Source organism: Streptomyces sp. NPDC055025 (assembly GCF_053608565.1).
Genome location: NZ_JBSGVS010000009.1, coordinates 13477 through 32508, shown reverse-complemented (window position 1 = coordinate 32508; position 19032 = coordinate 13477). Strand labels below are relative to the sequence as shown.

Annotated in this window: 17 protein-coding genes and 4 pseudogenes; 11 read left to right on the top strand and 10 right to left on the bottom strand. The window is 65.8% G+C overall.

All coding sequences use genetic code 11. The features are described 5' to 3' along the window. Positions 1-255: 255 nt before the first annotated feature. Complete coding sequence (locus ACWGDX_RS08135) at positions 256-963, top strand: isochorismatase family cysteine hydrolase (RefSeq protein ID WP_453623389.1); 708 nt, start codon at positions 256-258, stop codon at positions 961-963. 142 nt (positions 964-1105) lie between these two features. Here ACWGDX_RS08135 and ACWGDX_RS08130 read toward each other — a convergent pair whose 3' ends face one another. Next, on the bottom strand, positions 1106-1333 hold the full coding sequence (locus ACWGDX_RS08130) for a hypothetical protein (RefSeq protein ID WP_453623387.1): 228 nt from the start codon (positions 1331-1333) through the stop codon (positions 1106-1108). 75 nt (positions 1334-1408) lie between these two features. Between ACWGDX_RS08130 and ACWGDX_RS08125 the strand changes: the two genes are divergently transcribed. The 5 genes from ACWGDX_RS08125 (at position 1409) to ACWGDX_RS08105 (ending at position 5540) form a co-directional block, all read left to right on the top strand. Then, the gene (locus ACWGDX_RS08125; RefSeq protein WP_453623385.1) at positions 1409-1855 is read left to right on the top strand and encodes a hypothetical protein; all 447 of its coding nucleotides are present in this window, start codon (positions 1409-1411) and stop codon (positions 1853-1855) included. A gap of 660 nt (positions 1856-2515) precedes the next feature. Continuing rightward, positions 2516-2986, top strand: a complete 471-nt coding sequence (locus tag ACWGDX_RS08120) for a hypothetical protein (RefSeq protein WP_453623384.1) — start codon at positions 2516-2518, stop codon at positions 2984-2986. Beyond that, complete coding sequence (locus tag ACWGDX_RS08115) at positions 2983-3684, top strand: hypothetical protein (protein WP_453623382.1); 702 nt, start codon at positions 2983-2985, stop codon at positions 3682-3684. Before ACWGDX_RS08120 ends, ACWGDX_RS08115 begins: the two co-directional genes overlap by 4 nt. A gap of 81 nt (positions 3685-3765) precedes the next feature. Beyond that, positions 3766-5130 (top strand): integrase, encoded by a 1365-nt coding sequence (locus tag ACWGDX_RS08110; protein WP_453623380.1) that lies wholly within the window; start codon positions 3766-3768, stop codon positions 5128-5130. After that, on the top strand, positions 5127-5540 hold the full coding sequence (locus ACWGDX_RS08105) for a hypothetical protein (RefSeq protein WP_217464880.1): 414 nt from the start codon (positions 5127-5129) through the stop codon (positions 5538-5540). The genes ACWGDX_RS08110 and ACWGDX_RS08105 overlap by 4 nt, the downstream gene beginning before the upstream one ends. A 126-nt stretch (positions 5541-5666) precedes the next feature. On the opposite strand, the pseudogene ACWGDX_RS08100 reads toward ACWGDX_RS08105, so the two are convergent. The 4 genes and pseudogenes from ACWGDX_RS08100 to ACWGDX_RS08085 form a co-directional block, all read right to left on the bottom strand. Then, a pseudogene (locus tag ACWGDX_RS08100) lies at positions 5667-5765 on the bottom strand (IS5/IS1182 family transposase); the annotation flags it as partial. Positions 5766-5789: 24 nt separating this feature from the next. After that, positions 5790-7910 carry a hypothetical protein gene (locus tag ACWGDX_RS08095; RefSeq protein ID WP_453623378.1) on the bottom strand — a complete coding sequence of 707 codons (2121 nt, stop codon included), beginning with the start codon at positions 7908-7910 and terminating at the stop codon, positions 5790-5792. Between the two features lie 35 nt (positions 7911-7945). Beyond that, complete coding sequence (locus ACWGDX_RS08090; RefSeq protein WP_453623376.1) at positions 7946-10126, bottom strand: ATP-binding protein; 2181 nt, start codon at positions 10124-10126, stop codon at positions 7946-7948. Then, entirely contained in the window at positions 10123-10671 is a 549-nt protein-coding gene (locus tag ACWGDX_RS08085) for a hypothetical protein (protein WP_453623374.1), read from the bottom strand. Before ACWGDX_RS08085 ends, ACWGDX_RS08090 begins: the two co-directional genes overlap by 4 nt. Positions 10672-11116: 445 nt before the next feature. On the opposite strand from ACWGDX_RS08085, the gene ACWGDX_RS08080 reads away from it, so the two are divergent. From ACWGDX_RS08080 to ACWGDX_RS08065, 4 genes and pseudogenes are all read left to right on the top strand, one after another. Next, positions 11117-11572, top strand: a complete 456-nt coding sequence (locus ACWGDX_RS08080; protein WP_453623372.1) for an AAA family ATPase — start codon at positions 11117-11119, stop codon at positions 11570-11572. A gap of 184 nt (positions 11573-11756) precedes the next feature. Next, complete coding sequence (locus ACWGDX_RS08075; RefSeq protein WP_453623370.1) at positions 11757-12044, top strand: hypothetical protein; 288 nt, start codon at positions 11757-11759, stop codon at positions 12042-12044. Between the two features lie 207 nt (positions 12045-12251). Beyond that, entirely contained in the window at positions 12252-12647 is a 396-nt protein-coding gene (locus ACWGDX_RS08070) for a hypothetical protein (protein ID WP_453623368.1), read from the top strand. 545 nt (positions 12648-13192) lie between these two features. Then, positions 13193-13324 (top strand): annotated as a pseudogene (locus ACWGDX_RS08065) (DUF4158 domain-containing protein); the annotation flags it as partial. Between the two features lie 63 nt (positions 13325-13387). On the opposite strand, the gene ACWGDX_RS08060 reads toward ACWGDX_RS08065, so the two are convergent. Next, positions 13388-13819 (bottom strand): MarR family winged helix-turn-helix transcriptional regulator, encoded by a 432-nt coding sequence (locus ACWGDX_RS08060; protein ID WP_453623366.1) that lies wholly within the window; start codon positions 13817-13819, stop codon positions 13388-13390. A gap of 177 nt (positions 13820-13996) precedes the next feature. On the opposite strand from ACWGDX_RS08060, the gene ACWGDX_RS08055 reads away from it, so the two are divergent. After that, positions 13997-14788, top strand: a complete 792-nt coding sequence (locus ACWGDX_RS08055; RefSeq protein WP_453623364.1) for a DJ-1/PfpI family protein — start codon at positions 13997-13999, stop codon at positions 14786-14788. 525 nt (positions 14789-15313) lie between these two features. Here the strand turns inward: ACWGDX_RS08055 and ACWGDX_RS08050 are convergent. From ACWGDX_RS08050 to ACWGDX_RS08035, 4 genes and pseudogenes are all read right to left on the bottom strand, one after another. Next, complete coding sequence (locus ACWGDX_RS08050) at positions 15314-15499, bottom strand: hypothetical protein (protein ID WP_453623362.1); 186 nt, start codon at positions 15497-15499, stop codon at positions 15314-15316. A 256-nt stretch (positions 15500-15755) separates the two neighbouring features. Then, positions 15756-15881: pseudogene (locus ACWGDX_RS08045) on the bottom strand (IS5/IS1182 family transposase); the annotation flags it as partial. Positions 15882-15987: 106 nt separating this feature from the next. After that, positions 15988-17769: a reverse transcriptase domain-containing protein gene (locus ACWGDX_RS08040; protein WP_453623361.1), complete on the bottom strand. Its 1782-nt coding sequence runs from the start codon at positions 17767-17769 to the stop codon at positions 15988-15990. A gap of 535 nt (positions 17770-18304) precedes the next feature. Continuing rightward, positions 18305-18996, bottom strand: a pseudogene (locus ACWGDX_RS08035) (IS5 family transposase); the annotation flags it as partial. Between the last annotated feature and the right edge of the window lie 36 nt (positions 18997-19032).

The following is a 19032-nucleotide window of genomic DNA, read 5'->3' as shown; positions in this document are numbered from 1 at the left end:
TTATTGGCCGCCGCTCACATGGCGTCTGAATGTCAGAGTCATCACACTGGTAGCGCGTGCGAACGTGTGGGACTGCGCTCATGAATCCGGGTGAATGCAGAGTGGGACAGGCCATGGACATCACCGATGTTCGCACCGCGGCTGCCGGAACAGGTGAAGCCAGCCCCGGCGCAACCCGGAATATTGTGCCCTGCAATGGATCTCACCGTTCCGCCATCAACGACCGACCACGTAACAGCGTAGGAGTTGACACTGATGTCGAAGACCAAGCCGTTCACCCATCACAAGCCTGAAATGGAGCTGGTCAAGGGGAAGACCGCTCTCCTCTTCACCGACCTTCAGAACGAGTTCTTCCGTCCGGAGGGGACGACCTACTACGAGCTCATCGCTGAATCGCTTGAAAAGCGCAACGTTCCCGACCACATCGAGGACCTGCTGAAGGCGGCGAAGGAGAACGACATCTACGTCATCCACTCGCCGCACTTCTTCTACACGCCCGACGGTCAGTGGGTCGCTCCCGCCAGCGAGATCGGGGACTACCTCCTGAAGTCACCGAACCACTTCGTGTTCCGCCAGGACTCGATCGAACTGGACGGGTTCGCCGACTCCAGTGCGGACTTCCCGGAGCGGTTCAAGCCCTACCTCAAGGACGGCAAGACCGCGAACACATCACCGCACAGGCTCTTCTCCACCCGGCACAACGACGTCGAGCTGCAGCTGCGGATGCGGCGAATCGAGACCGTGATCATGGCCGGCCCGGCTGGAAACATGTGTCTCGAGGCACACATGCGCGACATCCTCGACATGGGATTCCAGGTAGCCATGGTGCGTGACGCCGTGGGTGGCGGAGTCAACGAGGAGGGTGACGGGTACGAGGCGGCCATGGTCAACTGGCGTTACCTGGCACACGGCCTGTGGACCACCGAAGACACGATCAAGCGCATGGAGGCGCTGAGCAATTAGTCACGGGACCTGGGACGCGGCCAACCGCCGGGCAGGGACCGTGCTCCCAGGGCTCTCGTACGCTCAAAGCCGCAGACGCTGATCGTCACCGCCTGAAGCGGGCTCGGCCGTGAAGCTCACGGCCAGCGCCCCGAGCACAGGTTCAGCCGGGGACTAGGGGCGGGGCCCGGCCCAGTTCCGCCTCGCCGACGGCGAGCGCGCCGGTGAGCAGGAAGCGGAAGGCGGCGTTCATACGGCCGAGGAGTGAGTGCGCGGTCATCCGCTGGCGAGGACTGACTCCGAGCACGTTGTCCATGCCGACCTTGAACATGGCCGGCAGCCAGCCGGTCCCGGCCAGGATGAGCCAGGGGCCGCGGTCGTCGAACGGCACCAGCAGTCTGGAGTGTCTCTGGTCGGCGAGAGTGTGCCGTGGCGGGGCGGGGGCGTTTTTCGCTACCGTCGCGGGATGGCATTGAATGATGAACTCATGGCTGACTTACGGCAGAGCGAGGCGCCGACCGGGGTGATCGTCAACGCGTTGCGCTGGGACGTCCTGAACGACTGGGTCCGGTATCTGAACGACGACACACACCCGGACAAGAAGACTGAGATGGCGTACGTCTGGGGATTCATCAAGCGGGATTTCGGCGGCGACGCGCTGCGGTGCCTGTGGGGCAAATACGAGACGAGTTACGCGATGTTTGCCGAGGCGGTGTGGTTGCTGCACGGCGAGTTCAGCGGCGGTGCTGGGGCGGAGCATCACCCTCTCTTCGCCGGCCTGCCGCCGATCCCGGCCGATGTCCTGTTCCGGAAAATCGCGAGTGCGTCTTCGGTGGCTTTCCGGAAGCTCACTGAGGTCGAGATGGTCGAGATCCTGCGCAGGGCGCCGCAGGACTACGCAGCGATGCGGTAGCCGCGCCGAAACGCCGAAGACCCCCGTCCCGGGAGTGGGCGGGGGTCTTCGTGCGGGGCGTGTCGACCACAACGTGAGTGTGGTCCTGCCCCCACTGGAGCGCGGGTCATGCGTTGGTTGCACGTGGGCGGCCACGGGAGCGTCCGCGTCCTTCCGCTACACACTGATGACCATGGATCTCAGCTCGGACGAGGGCCAGTTCGACGATGCCCTCATGTATCTCCTCGCCGTCTGCCCGCCTAGACAGACGGGCCACTGGCTGACCCGGCCCCTGACATAGCGGCCACGAGAACCGTGCCGTCCACTCGGCTGCCCCGCGGGACGGAGAACGCCACCGACTCCGGAGCCGACTCTGCCGGCAGGTTGATCACCAAGGCGCTGGAGGCCACCGCACACGGACGAGCTCTTGCCGCCAGACTGGAGCCCGGAACGGACTTTCTGATGGTCGCGCGCATGCACTACCCCAGCAAGCGACACCAGCACACGGAACGGCCCCGCCCGGTGGGCCCTCTGTCGTTCGGCATCGCAAACGGCGACGCACAGCAGTGGGGGATCAGGCACGGTCTGGGAGGGGCGCCGTTCCAGCGGACCCGCAGAACTGCGGTGACGCGGGAGGGGCGTCCCCTTCAACATGCGCAGGGCACTCACGAGAGCATCTACGTGCTGCCCGACGAGCATGTTCAGAGGGCCTCGCGGAGCGTCTTCGAGGACGGTGTCAAAGACGCCCTCGCCCAGGCCCAGGCCGTGATGTTCGCCGGCGACATCGCAGACGCCCCGGACCCGGGCCACGGACAGACCGTGGCCGCGGATTGTGCGGACGAGACGTCCAGCCCCTGGCCCGACGCGCATGGCGGCTGCGGAGCGGACTTCATGCTCTGCCTGGCCTGCCCCAATGCCCGTGTCCATCCCGGTCATCACCCCAGGCTCGCCCACCTGCACCAAGAGCTGAACAGTCTTCGCTCCGTCCTGCCCGACCGCTCGTGGCACGAGCGGTGGAGCGAACATGTGCTCCGTCTTGAGGACCTGCGCGACAAGGTCGGCCCGGTGGCCTGGAACGCGGCGCTCGCCCGCGTGAACGACGAGGACCGAACCCTGGTCAACCTTCTGTTGAAGGGAGAGCTCACCCCATGAGTGCCGTCGGCACCGCTGCCGAGACCGATACTTACGTGCTGGCCATGCCCGGCCCGGACAGCCTCGTGGTGCTGCCTGAGTGGATCAGCCCCGGCAACACGCACCCGAACTCGCGTTACCAGGACGAAATTTGGTCCATGGCGCCGCTCATCGATAATCCTGGCACCGGTCTGGTCAACCTCCACTGGAAGAACTGCCCGGGGCCCCTTCGGGGCCAGGTGAAACTGGCGGCCTGGACAATGATCAACGGCCAGTTGAGGCCCACCTACCTCCAAACCCGAGGTGTCCAGGCGCGACCCCGTTCAGGCGGCACCGACCAGCTCGCCACCTGCCTGGAGTGGATGCGTCTCGCCCGCTGGCTGCACGAACGCCAGATCACGAGCCTGCACGCTTGCACCGACACGCAGTGGCGGGCCTATGCAAGCGAGCGCATGGCCCAGGTATCCCGTGACACCGCAGCGATCATCGCTATCCGTTTGACGAACCTGTGGGCATTCGACCAGCTCAGCGCCTGTCCCACGGGCATCACCCGACCTCCATGGGAGGCCGAAGGAGTCGACGACTTCCTGCCCCCAGCCGGGACGGCCGCGGGCGGGGAGAACACAACGGAGCCGTTGGACCCGCTTGTTCTTGGGCCACTGTTGACCTGGGCCATCCGCTTCGTCGACGATTTCGCCGACGACATCCTGGCGGCCTGAGCCGAGCGCCGCCGACTGATCGCCGTTGCCGCCGCCACGAAGGCCACGCCAGCCGGATGGGCTGGGCTTGAGGAGTGGTTGTTGCCCATCGCGCGGGCCGGTCACCCGCTGCCCGCGAGCTCTAGCAAACGCGAGATCCAGGTGGCCGCCACCTACATCGCCGCGCTCACCGGCTCTAACCGCGGACAGGTTTGGAGGTTCGTCAAGCAGCACGGACTCGCGGAGATCGCCGCATCGCGGCCAGGTCCCTGTCCGCTGCGGGTGCCGGTCACCGGGCAGATCAACGGCAAGCCATGGCGTGAGCATGTGGACTTCAACGAGGCTGCCGATCTGATGCGCAACCTGGGTACGGCCGCGACGATCGTCCTGCTCTACCTAACAGGGATGCGCCCGCAGGAGGTGCAGGGACTGCGTTCCGGCTGCTGCCCCGACCCCGAACCAGGCGTTGACGGCGCCGAGGGACAGCACCTGATCCACAGCCATCACTACAAGACCGTCACCGACGACGACGGCAACCACATCTCCGCCGGTGAAGTACGCCAAGTGCCCTGGGTCGCGATCACGCCGGTGGTCCACGCCATCCGCGTGCTGGAGCGGATGGTTCCCGAAGGGGAACTCCTCCTCGGCACCGCCCACCACGAGTTCCACTCGCGCCACGGATATGGGGGCGCGCTGAAGAGGTCCACGCTGGCCTTGCGCATCGAAGCCTTCGTGACCTGGGTGAACCACGAGACCAGGGCGCAGGATTTGCCCAACCAGGCCATCCCGAACGATCCCCACGGCGCGATCGGTCTGGGGCGGTTCAGAAGATCTCTTGCCTGGCACATTGCCCGACGTCCCGGAGGGCTGATCGCGCTCGCCATCCAGTACGGGCACATGCGGACCGTCCTCGACGCCCGCACCTCAAGCGGCTACGGCGCCCGCGGCCGCCGCGGCATCCACGCCATCCTCGACGTCGAAACAGCCCTCGCCGCCGCCGACACCGCCGCCCGACTCCGCGACCGCGTCGCCGCCGGAGAGAAGGTTTCCGGGCCCGCAGCCCGCCGAGCCTTGACCGTCGCCGCCCACACCCCTCGATTCGAGGGACGCATCGTCCCCCGCACCTTCGCCAGGAAGGCCAGCACCTTTCTGGCCCGCGACGGCATCGTGCTCTTCGACAACCCCGATGCGTTCCTGATCTGCGCCTTCAAACACGACAACGCGCTCTGCGAACCAGAACCCGGCGCGACCGCCCCACGGCAGTACGACTGCCGACCCGGCTGCGGCAACACCGTCCGCACCGACGCCCACGCCCGACAACTCCGCGAACGCGCCGACGAACTCAACAAGTTCGCCGCCCACGCTCCCGAACCGGTCAGCAAACGCCTGCGAGGCAACGCCATCCGCCTCCGCGAGACGGCCGACACCCATGACGCCACCGCTCACTCCGCCGAGGCCCTCACATGAACCAACAGCACCACGACGAACGCGCCCGCATCCGCGAGGCCATGGACCGACTTCTGGCCGGACAGGCCACCGCCTCCAACGGCAGCCTCACCGTCGTCGCCCTCGCCGCCGAGGCCGACGTCCACCGCATGGCCATCCTGAAACGACACGTCGACCTGAAGAACGAGTTCTACGAGCGCGTCCGCACAGAAACCCGACAGGTTCCGGAGACCGAGAAACGACTCCGGGAAACCGTCACCAAGCTGAAGAAGACCATCGCCAACCAGAAGGTTGAGATCGAAGAGCTGCGGCAGCAGGTCGCGAGACTCGCCCTCGCCAGCGCCGTGCTCACTCAAAGGAGCGAGAGTCGCGAAGACGGCGCACCCGCATCGGAAAACGTCGTCTCCTTCCGCTCACCAACGGCCCGATAGGTCTGGTATTGCCGGGCCTGATCCCGAGGCTAACCGGGACCGGCCCTGAGCCTTCACTTAAGGGTTGTCCCGTAAATGATCTTCCGGGCGGCATGAGTGCGGCTGTCTGTTGGGCGGGGCGCTCGCTCAGCCCGTGAGGGCGAGGTTGTACAAGCGGGCGATGCCGAGCGTGGCGTGGTGCACGCCGTCGCCCTTCAGGCGGCAGTCGCGGAGGATGCGACTGGTTCCACCGACTGGACCGAGCCGGCCCTACTTCATGTCCGACGGTCTGGTCCGGCTGCCAGGAACGCCGACGGTGACGATGTGCCTCGGGACCGCGTCGCCTGGCACATCGAAAGCCGTATGCCCGATGAGCGCGCTCAGGTGTGGCGGCGCCCCGGTGGGATCGAACGCCTTGTGGCGCAGTGAAACCAGGAATCCGATTCGGATGTCCGTGGTCTGATATGTGACCGCCTGCTTGAGGTACGCCTGCTTGTCACTCAAGGGCTGCTTCATCGAATCGACCTTCATCTCGATGCAGATGCTGAATCCGCTGAACTTGAGTCGCAGGTCGATTCGCCCGCCGCCGACGTGCTGGACCTCGAACTCAACGATCGCGCCGAGGTTACTGGACTTCAAGTAGTCGAGGAGGTCCTTGTGGATGTGGCCTTCGACGGCCTTCGGGTCGAACAGATACGGGTACAGGTCCGATTGGGCATTGGTCCGTGAGCTGACGAACTGGATGATCAGCCGAAGAACGTCGTCCACTGCATCCTTCGGATCCCCGACGTAGTCGGGGCTCGTCTCCAGACAAGTTCGGATCCCGGAGTAGACGTCGGCCTCGATCAGGTTGAGGCTGTGCCTGCCGATGGTTTTGTCGCTGACCGCTTTAGCGAGTTCAGCCAGGGTCTCGGGCGACACTTTCTCGGCAAGTTCGATCGCTGCTGCGGATCCGGGCAGGACGAGTTGGTTGAGGGGTTGCGGCAGCGACTCGGTCGCCGTGCCACTATGGCCTTTTCCCGGCCTTGCACCTGCCAATGCTTGCGCCTTCGCCCCTCGAAGGACCGCTTGCGCGGCGGCGAGCTTCTCGGTGACCTCGCGTTCACGGTCGCCCGCCGCGGTCGCGGCTTCCTGCTCCAAGGCGTGGGTATGATCTTCGAGGTTGCACAGAAGGCCCGCCGTTCTGGCGAACCCCGACTCGATGACCGGCTGAACGAGCCTGAGCAGGCCGTCAATGTCCTCCTTGTGAGAGACGACAGCCGCAGAGCGCGAGCCCAGGTATATCTGGAGTAGGTCGTCGACAACGACCTCGGCCTTGTAGAAGCTATCCCGTTGAAACTCTTCCCGGAGCCTTCCCAGGTCGTCGGCCAGTTGAGTCCACGCCAGCAGCGCCGCTCGCTTCGGATCCCCGTACCAGTGGTTCAGCCCAATCGACGTCACGTTGAGCCGGCGAATCCGCTCAGCCAGGTCGGCCAATGCGTGTGGTTCGAGCCGAGGGGCCGACAGGGCCGCCACGTGCAGCCTCGGCGAGGACTCGGCGAGGAGCGCACACAGCACTTCGACTACGGTCAAGAGGATGCTCGCGTCCTCACGCTCGTAGGTGTCCCAGGCGACCTGCAAGTACCTTGCGGAGGCTTCGAGGTTGTTCAGCATGAGCGGCAGGTCCGCGGCGCGAAGTGCGCTGACCAGTTCGATACCCGCCAGCACCCATGCGGCGTCGGAGGCGACGCCCTCGGGGTCGGCACCTGGGCGCGGCTGGCCAGCTGGGGGGTCGATGCCAGCGACGAGGCGGACAACGCTGGCGAGGCTCGCGGCGTGCGGCCAGTGGTCGACGGCAACACCGACGGCGCGGACAACTGCGGTGCCGAGCGGCTTCGGCACCGGTGCATCGAAGCGTTCCAGAAGGGCCAGCAGTGCGAATGGTGATCCGATCCCGCACAGGGCAAGTCGGGTGCGGGCCTCCAGTGCGCTTGCCGTTCTCAGGGCGGCACGGCTGTCCGGATCCGGCACGTCAAGGAATTCCTGGACAGCATCCTCCAGGGCCTTGGCCAGACCCGCGCCGACCTCGTTCAGCGCGGGTCCACTGGTGAGCAGAGCCTCCAAGCTGTCGGTGAGGATGGCCGGACTCGTGGTGGATGTGACAGCAGCTGATACGCGGCGCAAAGCTGCCGGATAGCTGTCGGTTCGGCTGCCGGAGTTGGCTGCCTCGTGCGCGACCAGGTGGACGAGAGGCGGAAGCACCGGACTGTCGGTGAGGTCAGAGGCTTCCCGAGCCAGTCGGTCCCAGCCACCAAGCGCCGCGAAAGCGCCCTCGACCGGCGGGCCTCCAGCGTTTGCCGAGAGGAGCGCGGTGAGGTCCTTCTCCAGCTCGACCGCCGCACTGCCGCTCATGGCTTTCCTCTCGTCAGCAACCACCGTTCAGCTTCTCACCACACGTAGGAGTTACCCTCCGCGACAACCCGGTTGGCTTGCGGAAGAAGATCAAGGAGGGGAGCGGCGTTGCGGGTAGCGACGAAGATCTGCATCTCGGCCTCGCCTGCGACCTCCCGCAGTGCCCTGACCATGGTGGCGAGGTCCTCCTCCGGCATTTCCTCGGCGGAGGGCGAGTCCAGGACGAGGAACCCGGGGTGGCGGCCGATCCCCTCGACGTAACCGTGCTGGATGAGGGCGATGGCGGTCGCGATCTTGACCCGCAGCTTCTCGCCGGCTGTGAGCCCGGAGTAGGTCTGCTTGACGCCGTTCTCTCGAAGCGTCATGTTCGCTGCGCCGCTGAGGGTAAAGCCACTGAGGTTATCGGCGCCGAAGCTCTGCGTCAGGCGTTCGATGTCGGCGGAGATCTGGACCAGCATCGGATCCTGGTCGTTCTTCACCCACTTCTTCAGCACCTGCTCGGCTGCTTCCACGACGGCGAGGTGCGTCGAATCGACCGGGTCAATCACCTCCGGGTCGCTTGACCGGGTCAACGCCCCCAGGGCGCCTTCGGCGCGGGCCAAGTCGAGTTCGAGCACGCGACGCTCACCCGCGACCGTGAGAAGTTCGCTCCCCACCTCTGCCCGCGCCGCCGCCTCTTCCCGCTCCGTCGTCAGCGCCGTGATCTCGGCAGTCAACTCCGCCACCGCGGCTTCGGCCGCGGCCACCGCGGCCTGCGCCGCTTCAACTTCGTCCAGGGGGCCCTCTTCGGCATCCGCGTCGTCGCCGTCACTTCCGGACGTCCGCGCAACCAGGCCGGTCACGAACTCATCCGGCGCGGACGCGGCCACGATGACATCGGACTGGAGGGCCTCCAGATTCAGTTCACTGGTGCACACCGAACACTCATGTTTGTCCGGTTCCGCTGCCTGTCGCTCTGGAGTGACCTGCGCCGCGCAGCGTGGGCACACCGACGGACGCATGTGATGGAAGAACCTGGCGGCGAGCACGTCCTCGTAGTTGGTATGCACCCGAGCCTTCGCCGCCTTGAGCTGTTGACGTGCTGTTCCGGCCAGCGAAGTCTGCGCGATCAGCTTTGTCTCAAGCCTGTGATTCTCTCGTGCGAGGTCGGATGCGCGGGTTGCGGCGTCGAGCACCACCTGCATGTCCGGCGTCCCGGCGGGCAGGTTCCCAATCTTCGTTCGAAGATCCTGGACCTGCTTCTCCGCCGCGATTCGGCTCGCCTCCACCGCCTCGCCAGCCGCCTGCGCCTTGCCCTTCGCGGCGTCTCGTGCCGTGTCCATGCCGCGCCGCGCCGTCATTGCCGCAGCCTGCACCGGTGCCCAGTCCGTACCGATGAACATCTGCATCATTCGGAGGCCGATGGTCTGCTCGTTGCCGACGATCGGATCGAGCTGGTTCGCGCGGACCACGAACGAACTGGAGTACGAAGGCCACGCGTGCACCCGAGCCGCCGTGTCCGTCCAGACCGGGATGTTCTCCAACCTCAGCCGAGTCATCATCAGCGAGCCCATGACGCCCTCGAAGTCCGCGCCGTCGAACTGCCCGAGGACCGTGGATCTGGAGTCCGAGTCCACCCCCATGATCCTGATCACTTGTCCGGTGGCCGCCCCGTCCACCGCATCGAAAGCCACCCGCAGCCGCTCCGCGCCCACCTGCCAATCGACTTCAACGTGCTCGATCCAGCTGCGGACATCGTTCTGGAACTGCGGGCACCGGCCGGTCAGCGACCACATGAGAACGTTCAAGAGGGTTGACTTGCCGCGTAGATTCCGGCCCGAGCCAATCCCGTTGACACCGGGCTGCGGCGACCATTCGAAGTCAAATGGGACCCGCGCCTTCGGTCCTGCCTGCTCATCGACCTCCGCCGCCTCGCCCTCTCCGGCCGAGATCGCTGCGGGTGAGTACTTGTCGACGACCGGTCGGATCCACTCAGGGAGATCGGTTACATCAACCAACGGGTGTCCATGGGCGCCGGGGTGATCCGGTTCGAGCCATTTCGTCCCACGGAAGTGCATCCGGGTCGCGCGTAGCGGCACGGGAACTGCCTTGGTGCCGCCGAGCGGCACGCCGAGTCCGCTGAGGATCTTGTCAACCTCGTCAACAGTGAGGCTCAGCGAACCGCCTGCCCGTCGCCTGGCCAGGATGTCAACAACCTCCTTGCCGAGAGCACTCACGTCTGGTCTCCTTCCTGACCTACTCCTCCAGTAGCCGATACCGGCGCGGAGGCGCTCAGCGCATCCAGCCGTTCGCGCACCCGCGGAGCGATCGGCGCAATGGCCACCCCCAGCTCCGTCCCCGCGTACGTGGCCTGCCGGTATTGCCGGTCCTTCAGTGCCTGCCCACCGTCGTCCCCCGCGACCAATGCGACCAGCTTCACCTGCTTGGCGTACCAGCCCAGAGTCGGATCCTTCGCGAGCTCAGCGACCGCAGCGGCCCCGGCCTGCGTCAGGAAGAACTGGTTGCGCTTGCTCTTTTTGCCTGGCTGCCCGGCACGGCGCAACGTGGCGAGGCCGTACGTTTCGAGGATGGAGAAAGCATCATCGAGCTGCTCGTATGCGCCGAAGAACCAGCGCGGCATCGGGTACCAGCGCAGGTCAGGTTCTGGATCGTCCAAGAGCGACCGCGCTGTGTTCAGGTGACCAGCGTCGGCCGTGCTGGCTTCCACCATCGACACCAGCTCATCGGCGAGGTAGTCCGGGTTTCGCAGCCAGAAGTCCATCGCTTGGAGCCGCAGCTCGCTTCGTACCGACCTGATCGTTCCGGGTGGGTCTCCATCCACACTCGGCGTACCACATCCATCGAGCAGAACTAGCAATCGAATGGCGTGCTGAGTTCGCGTCGAAGCAGGGCGACCATCTGTACCTGCGGACTCCGCACCGGTAGCCATCTCGTCCAACCTGGCATTCCCCCCAGAAGCACCGCTACTCGACCGGACGACCTTCACCAGAACGACCGCCAGGTGATCACGGGCGGCAAGGTTGCGGCATGTGATCACGCCGTAACCACATTGGGCCGACGCGACCACCCATTACGCTCGGAGACCCAATGTAACGGGTGTGGCATGTAACGGATACCTAAGGGCTGCCCCGCAATGATTCGGGAGCTCGTGGCCCTGCCTTTTCTGCAGGTCGGCAGCGAGGCTGTGGGAACAGTTGAATGCCCTCGTGACGGACTGGACGCAGGTGGTCGATGCTCACGGGTCGGTTGGGCGAGTGCCACTGCTCCTGGATCAGGTGGAGCGAGAGGAAGCACCGGAGACGTGGGACGAGCTGTGGGACCGTCTCTGCCTCTTCCACGCAACCAAGCTGAATGAGCTCAGTGAACACAACGACTTGACAGGGAACGCCACCAACGTCACGGAAGCCGCCAGGAAGCCGCTGGTCGCCGCCGCCAAGCGGCACGACATGCTCCCCATCGCGATCATGCTCACCACGCCCGGCAGCGTCTGCATCGAGCGGCAGGGCCCGCAGTCGGCCAACCGCACGGTGCCGCAAGAGGTGGTCGCTCAGCAGCACCAGGACATGTTCGCTGCACGCCGCACCCTGAAGTCCGAGGGATTCCCCGAGATCGTCTACTCCGACAGCCTCTGCCGGCTTCTGCCGTACCTGGAGCGCGCCTGAGCGGCACGCGGCAGGCCGACCTCGGACTGGACGGTGGCGACGGCCTCGGTGAGCTGAACCTTGTGAGCCGCACGTTCGGCGACGAGATCCTGCCGCTGTGGCAGTGGAAGCCGGGTTCGAACGCCGCCGGCGGCGACCGCGTCGCGGAGATCCGCCTCGGTCAGCAGTACCTCACCCTCGCCCTGTGGAAGAGGTGCTGGCTACTGTGCGGGATGGTGGGGAACTCGCCGACCGACTGGCCGTGCTGCACGCGGTCCTGCAGGCCGGCGGTGATCCGCGAGGGCTGGACGGCTACGGCAACACAGGCCAGGGCATCCGCGGCCTACGGCCCGCTGGCATCAGCGACCGGCCGGGCGAGCGGGTGTACCTGTGCCCGGCCGGCCGATGCGCACGCTACTGGTGGCCTCAGGCCACCGCCGATTTGCCGCACTGCACGATCAGCGGCGCTGCGCTGCGCCGGGAACGGCTTTAACCCGGTAGGCGGCCTGCTAACGGCACTGGGCCAGAAACTCGCCGAGCGGCGGCTGTCCCTGCTGGTCTTGCCCGGCGTCCTCTATCTCGCTGTCGCTGCCACCGCCCACACCCTCGGCCATACCCACCCCTTCAATCTGGCCCGCCTCACTGCCCAGATCACCACCTGGGCCAACCACCCCGCCACGGACACGGCAGGGGACAGGTGGTGCTGCTGGCCGCCGTACTGGCCGGCGCCGCCGCAGTCGGCCTTGCCGCCCAGGCCCTCGGCTCACTGGTCGAACGGCTATGGCTGGCCGCGGACTGGCCCACCTGGCCAACCCCCTTCCATCAGATCGCCGCCTGGCGCACCACCCGCCGACGCTGCCGCTGGACCACCGCCGCTCGCACCTGGCACCAGCACCGCGAAGACGCCGCCCGCGCCTTGGCCCGCGGTCAGCGGGCCGAACCCGCTGACCGGCATGCCGCCGAACATGCCATGACTCGCATCGCCACCGAGGAACCCGCCCGACCGACCTGGAGCGGCGACCGCCTCAACGCGGCGGCCGTGCGCCTGGAACGCGACCACGGCATCGACGTGGCCACCACTTGGCCTCACCTGTGACTCATCCTCTCCGAGGAGACCCGCGCTGAGATCACCACCGCCCGCCAGGCTCTCACCCGTGCCATCACCCGCACCGCACTCGCCGCACTCGACCCCGACGAGTTCCCGGCACTGACCGGAAACCTGGCCGACATCCTGCCCACCGTCACCGACCACGACGTCTTCTACAGCGCACTCCGCCAGCTCATCCAAGCCGCCAACCCTGTCCCGGACGTACATCCGCACCAGGAACCACAACCACATCAACCGTCGGAAACATGACGACTCGATCGACCGCAACTCCCCCGCCGTCTCCACCCCCGGCCAGGCCGCCACCCTGGAACAGCTCCGCGTCGACCGAGAGCTCGAAGAAACCCTCGTCCATGGCCCCGATCCGCTACGCGAACTCCGCACGGGCACTGAATGGATCACGCGGGCGATCGCTGCCGCCGAGACCTGTCAACTGGCCGACTGGACGCTGCACCACCCGGACAGCGCCGCCTGGGTCAAACGCGAACCCGCTTCCTCCAGTGGCCTCCCCGGGACCAGCTCGTAACCGTCCACTGTGGGTGGACGCGCGGGCCTGGACGACCGGGGAGGGCCCGAAGTCGCTGTTCGACGCGGCCGTGGGGTGGCTGCGCGAGCGGCGGGTGCTGCTGCCGGGAATGGCGACATTGACGCGGCTTGCAGGTCGTGTTCAACATCACCTCAGAGCAGGTCGCGGCGCGGTGAACGGCTTGCTGCCGGGCCGTGCGCGGGGGTCAGCCGGTGCGGGCGGAGAGCGCCTGGAGCAGCAGTCCGTTGAGATCGCGGCAGGCGTCGGGGCCGAGCGCGGCCCGCAGGCCCGCGTCGGCCTCGGCGTAGGCATCCTGGCCGGAGACCAGCAGTCGCATGCCCTCTTCGGTGACGTGGAGCTCGGCGGCACGGCCGCGACCTGATTCGGTGCGCCGCTCGACCACCCCCCTCTCCTCGAGCTGGCGGACGGTGGCCTGGGCGCTCTGGGCGGTAATACCCGCCCGGCGGCCCAACTCGCTGTAGGAAAGGCCGGGTTCGCGACGCAGATGCCCGATGGCGGCGAGGTGGCGCAGGGTGTAGCCGGTTGGTTTCAGTGTCTGTTCGACGTCGTCGCGCACGTGCCTGCCGAGGGCTGCGAGCAGGAAGGCGGTACTGGTGGGTTGGGGTAGGACGGTCACGGTGCCTCGCTCGTCGAGAAAGTTTCAGCTTGACTGCAACTTGCGGATGGGGCAGGCTCCACTCTTGTCGGCGAACGGCGCGGTGGAGCGTACCCGTGCTGGAAGTGCGCCGGTCCGCGGACCGCAGTGTCACGGCAGGAAACACTACAAGCGTTTGCATCTCGGAGGCTCCAGAAAATGACGGACCACACGACGGACTGGCCCGACCACCTGACAGGCGACGCGCGGCCTCTGGAGGTCGGCATCCTTCTTTTCGAGAGACACACCGCACTCGACCTTGTCGGTCCCTACACCGCTTTCGCCCTGGCAGGTATGAAGGTCCACCTCGTGTCCGAGACCCTCGACCCCGTCGTCTCGGACGACGGCGGTCTGGCCATCGTCCCGACCACCACCTTCGACGACTGCCCCCGACAGCTCGACATCCTGTTCGTCGGTGGCGGACTTGTGGACAGGGTGATGCTCGACCCGGCCGCCATTGCCTTCCTGCAGGACCGCGGTGCGACCGCCTCCTACATCACGGCGGTCTGCAACGGCACGCTCGTCCTCGCGGCAGCGGGACTGCTCGACGGCTACCGCGCGGCCACGCACTGGGCGTCCAGGAAAGAACTGGCACAGCTGGGCGTCGAGGTGTCGACGGAGCGTGTGTGCATCGACCGCAACAGGTTCTCCGGGGGCGGTGTGACCGCGGGAATCGACTTCGGCCTCACCGTCATCGCGCACACTCTCGGCGAGAAGGCCGCGAAGTTCGCACAGCTCGTCATGGAATACGATCCCGAGCCGCCGTTCAACGCCGGGTCGCCCGAGAGCGCGGGTCCCGAACTGGTGGCACTGCGCACACGGTTCATGACGGGCCCCGACACCGCCCTTCGAAACGCCGTGTCCCGCGTGCTGGAACAGCGAGCAGCGTCAAGCTCGCACCCGGTTCCGGACGCGAACACCGGCCTCGCCGCCGGCATCGTCAACACCTGACCGCCCCCGGCTCCGCACCTCGAACCTGACAACAGCCACGCTGTCAGGTTCGACGTGTGTGGCGGACGCGAGGGCCGCAACTCGGCGGCGTCGCCGAGTATTCAGCCGACCGGCTCCAAGTCCTGGTGCATGGCGGAGTCGGGAACGGTCCAGGTTCACCCCTGCTGAGGGACGGACGCGCCGTGACTCGATCGCTGATGAGACCTGTACCCGTGATGGCAACACTCCGAGCTCAGGTTTGAGGGGTCTTCGATCTTGAGCGGTGCCCCCGCTCAGGGCCTCTAACGTTTCGTTGCGCTCAGCGACGGCGGTGGGTGGCTGCCGCCGGGGCGCAGGAGCGCCGGGAGTCCGGGTCAGCACACGGCCACGATCGCCCGGCGCCACTGACGTGGTGTAGCCGTGGTGCATCAAGAACCCGCAGGCCACGCTCACGCCAGACACCCTCGAAAGATCTGCACCCTAATCAATATCAAGGCTGTGCTCCTCAGCCCGCACGGCCCTGCGTGACCCTGCGGGCCGGGAGGCTCAGCAGCTGGCGCTGACCGGCAGGTTCCCGCGGTTGTCACCCTGGAAGTAGATCGCGCTGCTGTACCCGACGCTGTTGTCGGTGTACCGGACCTGGATCCAGATGTTGTTGGTGTACCCCTCCGCCGTGATGGTCTGACCGTACGTCCAGCAGTTCACGACGTAGGTCGTGTTCGCGGCCAGCACGGATCGGACACCACAGCTCGTGTACGCACACGACCGGTTGTTGGTCGAGGCCCAGGTCGTCGCGTAGTACGTACCTGGAGCCTGCGCTGTGACGCCGCCGGCGCTGCCGCGGGCCGGTACCTGCAGCGTTGACGCCGCAGCCGATGCCGAGCTGGCCGAGCCCAGCGATCCCGCCAAGGCGAGGATCCCGACGGCTAACGCCGATCCCACGGTGGTTTTGATTCTCATTACGCTCTCCTCGGGCTTAGACCGTGTCCTATGTGGTGAGTCGGGTGAGTCGTTTGTAGCAGCAGAGGGCGGCGGCGAGGCCGAGGAATGCGAGGTAGTTGCGGGGGTGACGCTCGTAGCGGTGGTTGAGTCGGCGGTAGCCGGTCAGCCAGGACGTTGGGTCGGCCGCGCGGCGAGGTGCCTGCCGTGGCAGTCCTGTTCCGCGCGGCCTCCCGCCGAACCGGACATGACGGTTTCCCTGTCATCCGGCTCTCCAGTGACTACTGCGTGAGCAGTCTGGCCGGCCTTTCCGAATGGATACGGTCGTGGCAGGTGTCGCAGGCCACGACCGTTTTGCGGCGCCGGTGGAGCATGACGCGCGCCCAGTCGGAAGGCTGCCATCCGGCATGTGCGAGGTCGGCGAGAGCGCGGACGTGGTGCACTTGCACGTTGCCCCTGCTTCCACAGATCTCGCAGGTGTCCGCCAGGAGTCTCGCGATGAGTTCCTTCTGCGGGTAGTCCACCCGAACCGGCTCACGGTCAGCGAGTTCCGCCGCTCGCTGCCGTTGAAGGGGAATCCCGCCGAACCGTGCCACCAGTGGCTTCCTGTTCTTCCGCTCGATTCGGGCCTCGAAGCAGACTCGGGGTCCGTTAGGAGTATCGATTCTGACCTTGTGCTTGGCGGCCATCTTCGACACTGACGAACGATGCTTGGCTGCGAGAGTCTTGAGCATGGATGTCTCCATGACCCATTGCAGCCGGTGCAGTCGGAAGACATCTCCGGCAAGCAGGTAGTACTGGACAACGCCCCGGTAAACGGTCCCAAACGTCGCCACGATCGCATGATCGCTGCTGTTGATCAGGGCCGTACTCTTCGCGGGGTTTCCGCGGGCGAGATAGGGGGCGCACTTGGCTTTGATCACGTCCCGTGGGACACGCAGAGCGATCTGACCGTTGACCCGACGGTAACGGCCAGTCTTCTTCGTGTCGTTGTGCTGGGTCGTTATCTCATAACCGAGGAACCTCGCTGCCCCGGTGCGGGCATGAGTGATCAGCGTCTTTTCATGGGAAAGTTCCAGCCTGAGTTTGTCACGCAGGAACTGGGCCAGACGCTGTTTGATCTGCTCGGCCTCGGCTTTCGGTCCGGTGAAACCAAGGAGATGATCGTCCGCATAGCGTATGTAGCGCAGTCTGCGATATGCCGGATCATTCGGATCCGCACTCGGCAGACGGACCATCCGCTGACGCAACGCACGGGCCTGGACCCGGTCGCCGCGTCGGCGGGCTTTCGCCAGCAGATTCTGCAACTCCAGATAGGCCGGGTTCCGGGCCCGGCGCTTCCCTCGGGTGTACTCCGGAACTAGAACTGTCTCGACAAACTCATCCAGCTTGTGCAGGTAGATATTTGACAGGACCGGGGAGGCCACTCCGCCTTGCGGCGCTCCGGAGAGCGTGGCACCCCATCTCCAGTCTTCCAAGTATCCGGCTTTGAGCATGTTGCGCACCAGCCGCAGAAACCGCTGGTCATGGACCTTCTCGCCGAGGATCGAGAGCAGGACCTGATGGTCCAGGCTGCCGAAGCAGTCGGCGATGTCCCCTTCGATGAACCAGGATGTCCCGGTCCAGGTGTGGTCCACCTCCCGCAAAGCGGTATGGCAGCCACGGCGGGGACGAAACCCATGCGAGCGGTCGGAGAACGTCGGCTCGTAGTACGCCTCTAATAACAGGCGGATCACTTCACCGACGAGCTTGTCCGACCAGGTTGGCAGCCCCAGCGGACGCATCTTCCCGTTCTTCTTCGGGATATGGATGCGTCGGACCGGCTTGAATCGATAGCGCTCGTGACGCATCGTCTCGATGATCCGGTCGATCTTCCGCTGTGACATGCCGTCGACGGTTTCTGACGTGACCCCGGGCGTCATCGCACCGTGGTTGGCGTAGATGCGACCGTAGGCCAGCAGATATAACTGCGGGTTGAACAGTTGCCGATACAGCGCATCGCACGGCAGGCCACGCCTGCCGCGCTCACGCAGGACACCCAGCACCGTTGTGGCGCTCTGCATTACGCATACCTCCCGACTCTGTGGTGTCCGAATCACCTGGCCCCCTTCGCCCGATGCGGACGGCTTTCCCGTCCTCCCTGACCGGTCGTCACTCCGGCGACTACTACGGGGCCTCCGTCGCCATAGGACTCGCGTCCCGTAGGCGATCCCACGTTCGTCTCTGGCTGTACGTTCTAGCGCGACTTAGGCGTCCCACTCATCTCCTTGAATGTCCTCGTTGGACATCGCTCCGCATCCCGGAGGTGCACCAGGCAACAATGAAACCCCGTGCAGAGTGCGGCGCCGGTTTCAGCTGTCGTTTCCGGCGGATGGGAACTTGCATCTTCTGGAGATTGGGCTTCAAACAATCCAGTCTTCGCCATATCGCGCGGGCCGCCCAGCACACCGTCCCTGACAACTGAGCCCGGTTACTGGTTTTCTGACATGCTCTTGTCCCCTTCACCTTTCGGATCCAGGTAAGTCATCCGGCCCAGAAACCTCCTTCCGAGTTTCTCCCGGCTGAGCCGGGGATACAAACAGAGCGCCTCGTGGCGCACATCGTGCGTTCGATGACCCATCTTCGGCGTCCTAGTCGTTCGCTGGATTCGATGCCTTTGCGGGCGATGCGGACTCCGATGTGTTTTCCGCGGAGCCATTTACGCAGGTCAGGTACGTCGTATGCTTTGTCCGCGTGCAGCTTGCCGGGCTTGTAGTGCCAGCCGTTTTCGGGGTCGTGTCTCGTTCGGAGACCGGCCACCATGGGTTTCAGTCCGTGGCTGTCGTGGGTGTTGGCGGCGGAGACGCCGACGACGAGGGGCAGTCCGGCCGCGTCCGACAGGACATGCATCTTGGAACCGGGCTTACCCCGGCCCACGGGGCTCGGACCAGTGAGTTCGCCCCCTTTTTGGCCCGGACGTGCGCGGAATCGAGGACCACGCGGGAAAGGTCGAGCAGCCCGCACTCGTCGATCCTGTCGATGACGGCCTCGTGCAGCCGTCCCCACACCCCCGCTCTGGACCAGATCACGAACCGGCGGTGAGCCGTCGACTTCGAGATCCCGAAGCACGGCGGCAACGCCCGCCAGGCACAACCACTCACCAGCACGTAGATGATCGCGGCGAACAGCGTCTCATCAGGCGTGTCCTGTGTCCCACCGCCCTGCGGCCGCACCTTCGACGGCGGGATCAACGGCTCCGCGATCTCCCAAAGGCCGTCCGGAACAATCCAACTCCACACACCCCGCCCCATACACAACTCAACGAGCCATCGCCACATAGGACACGG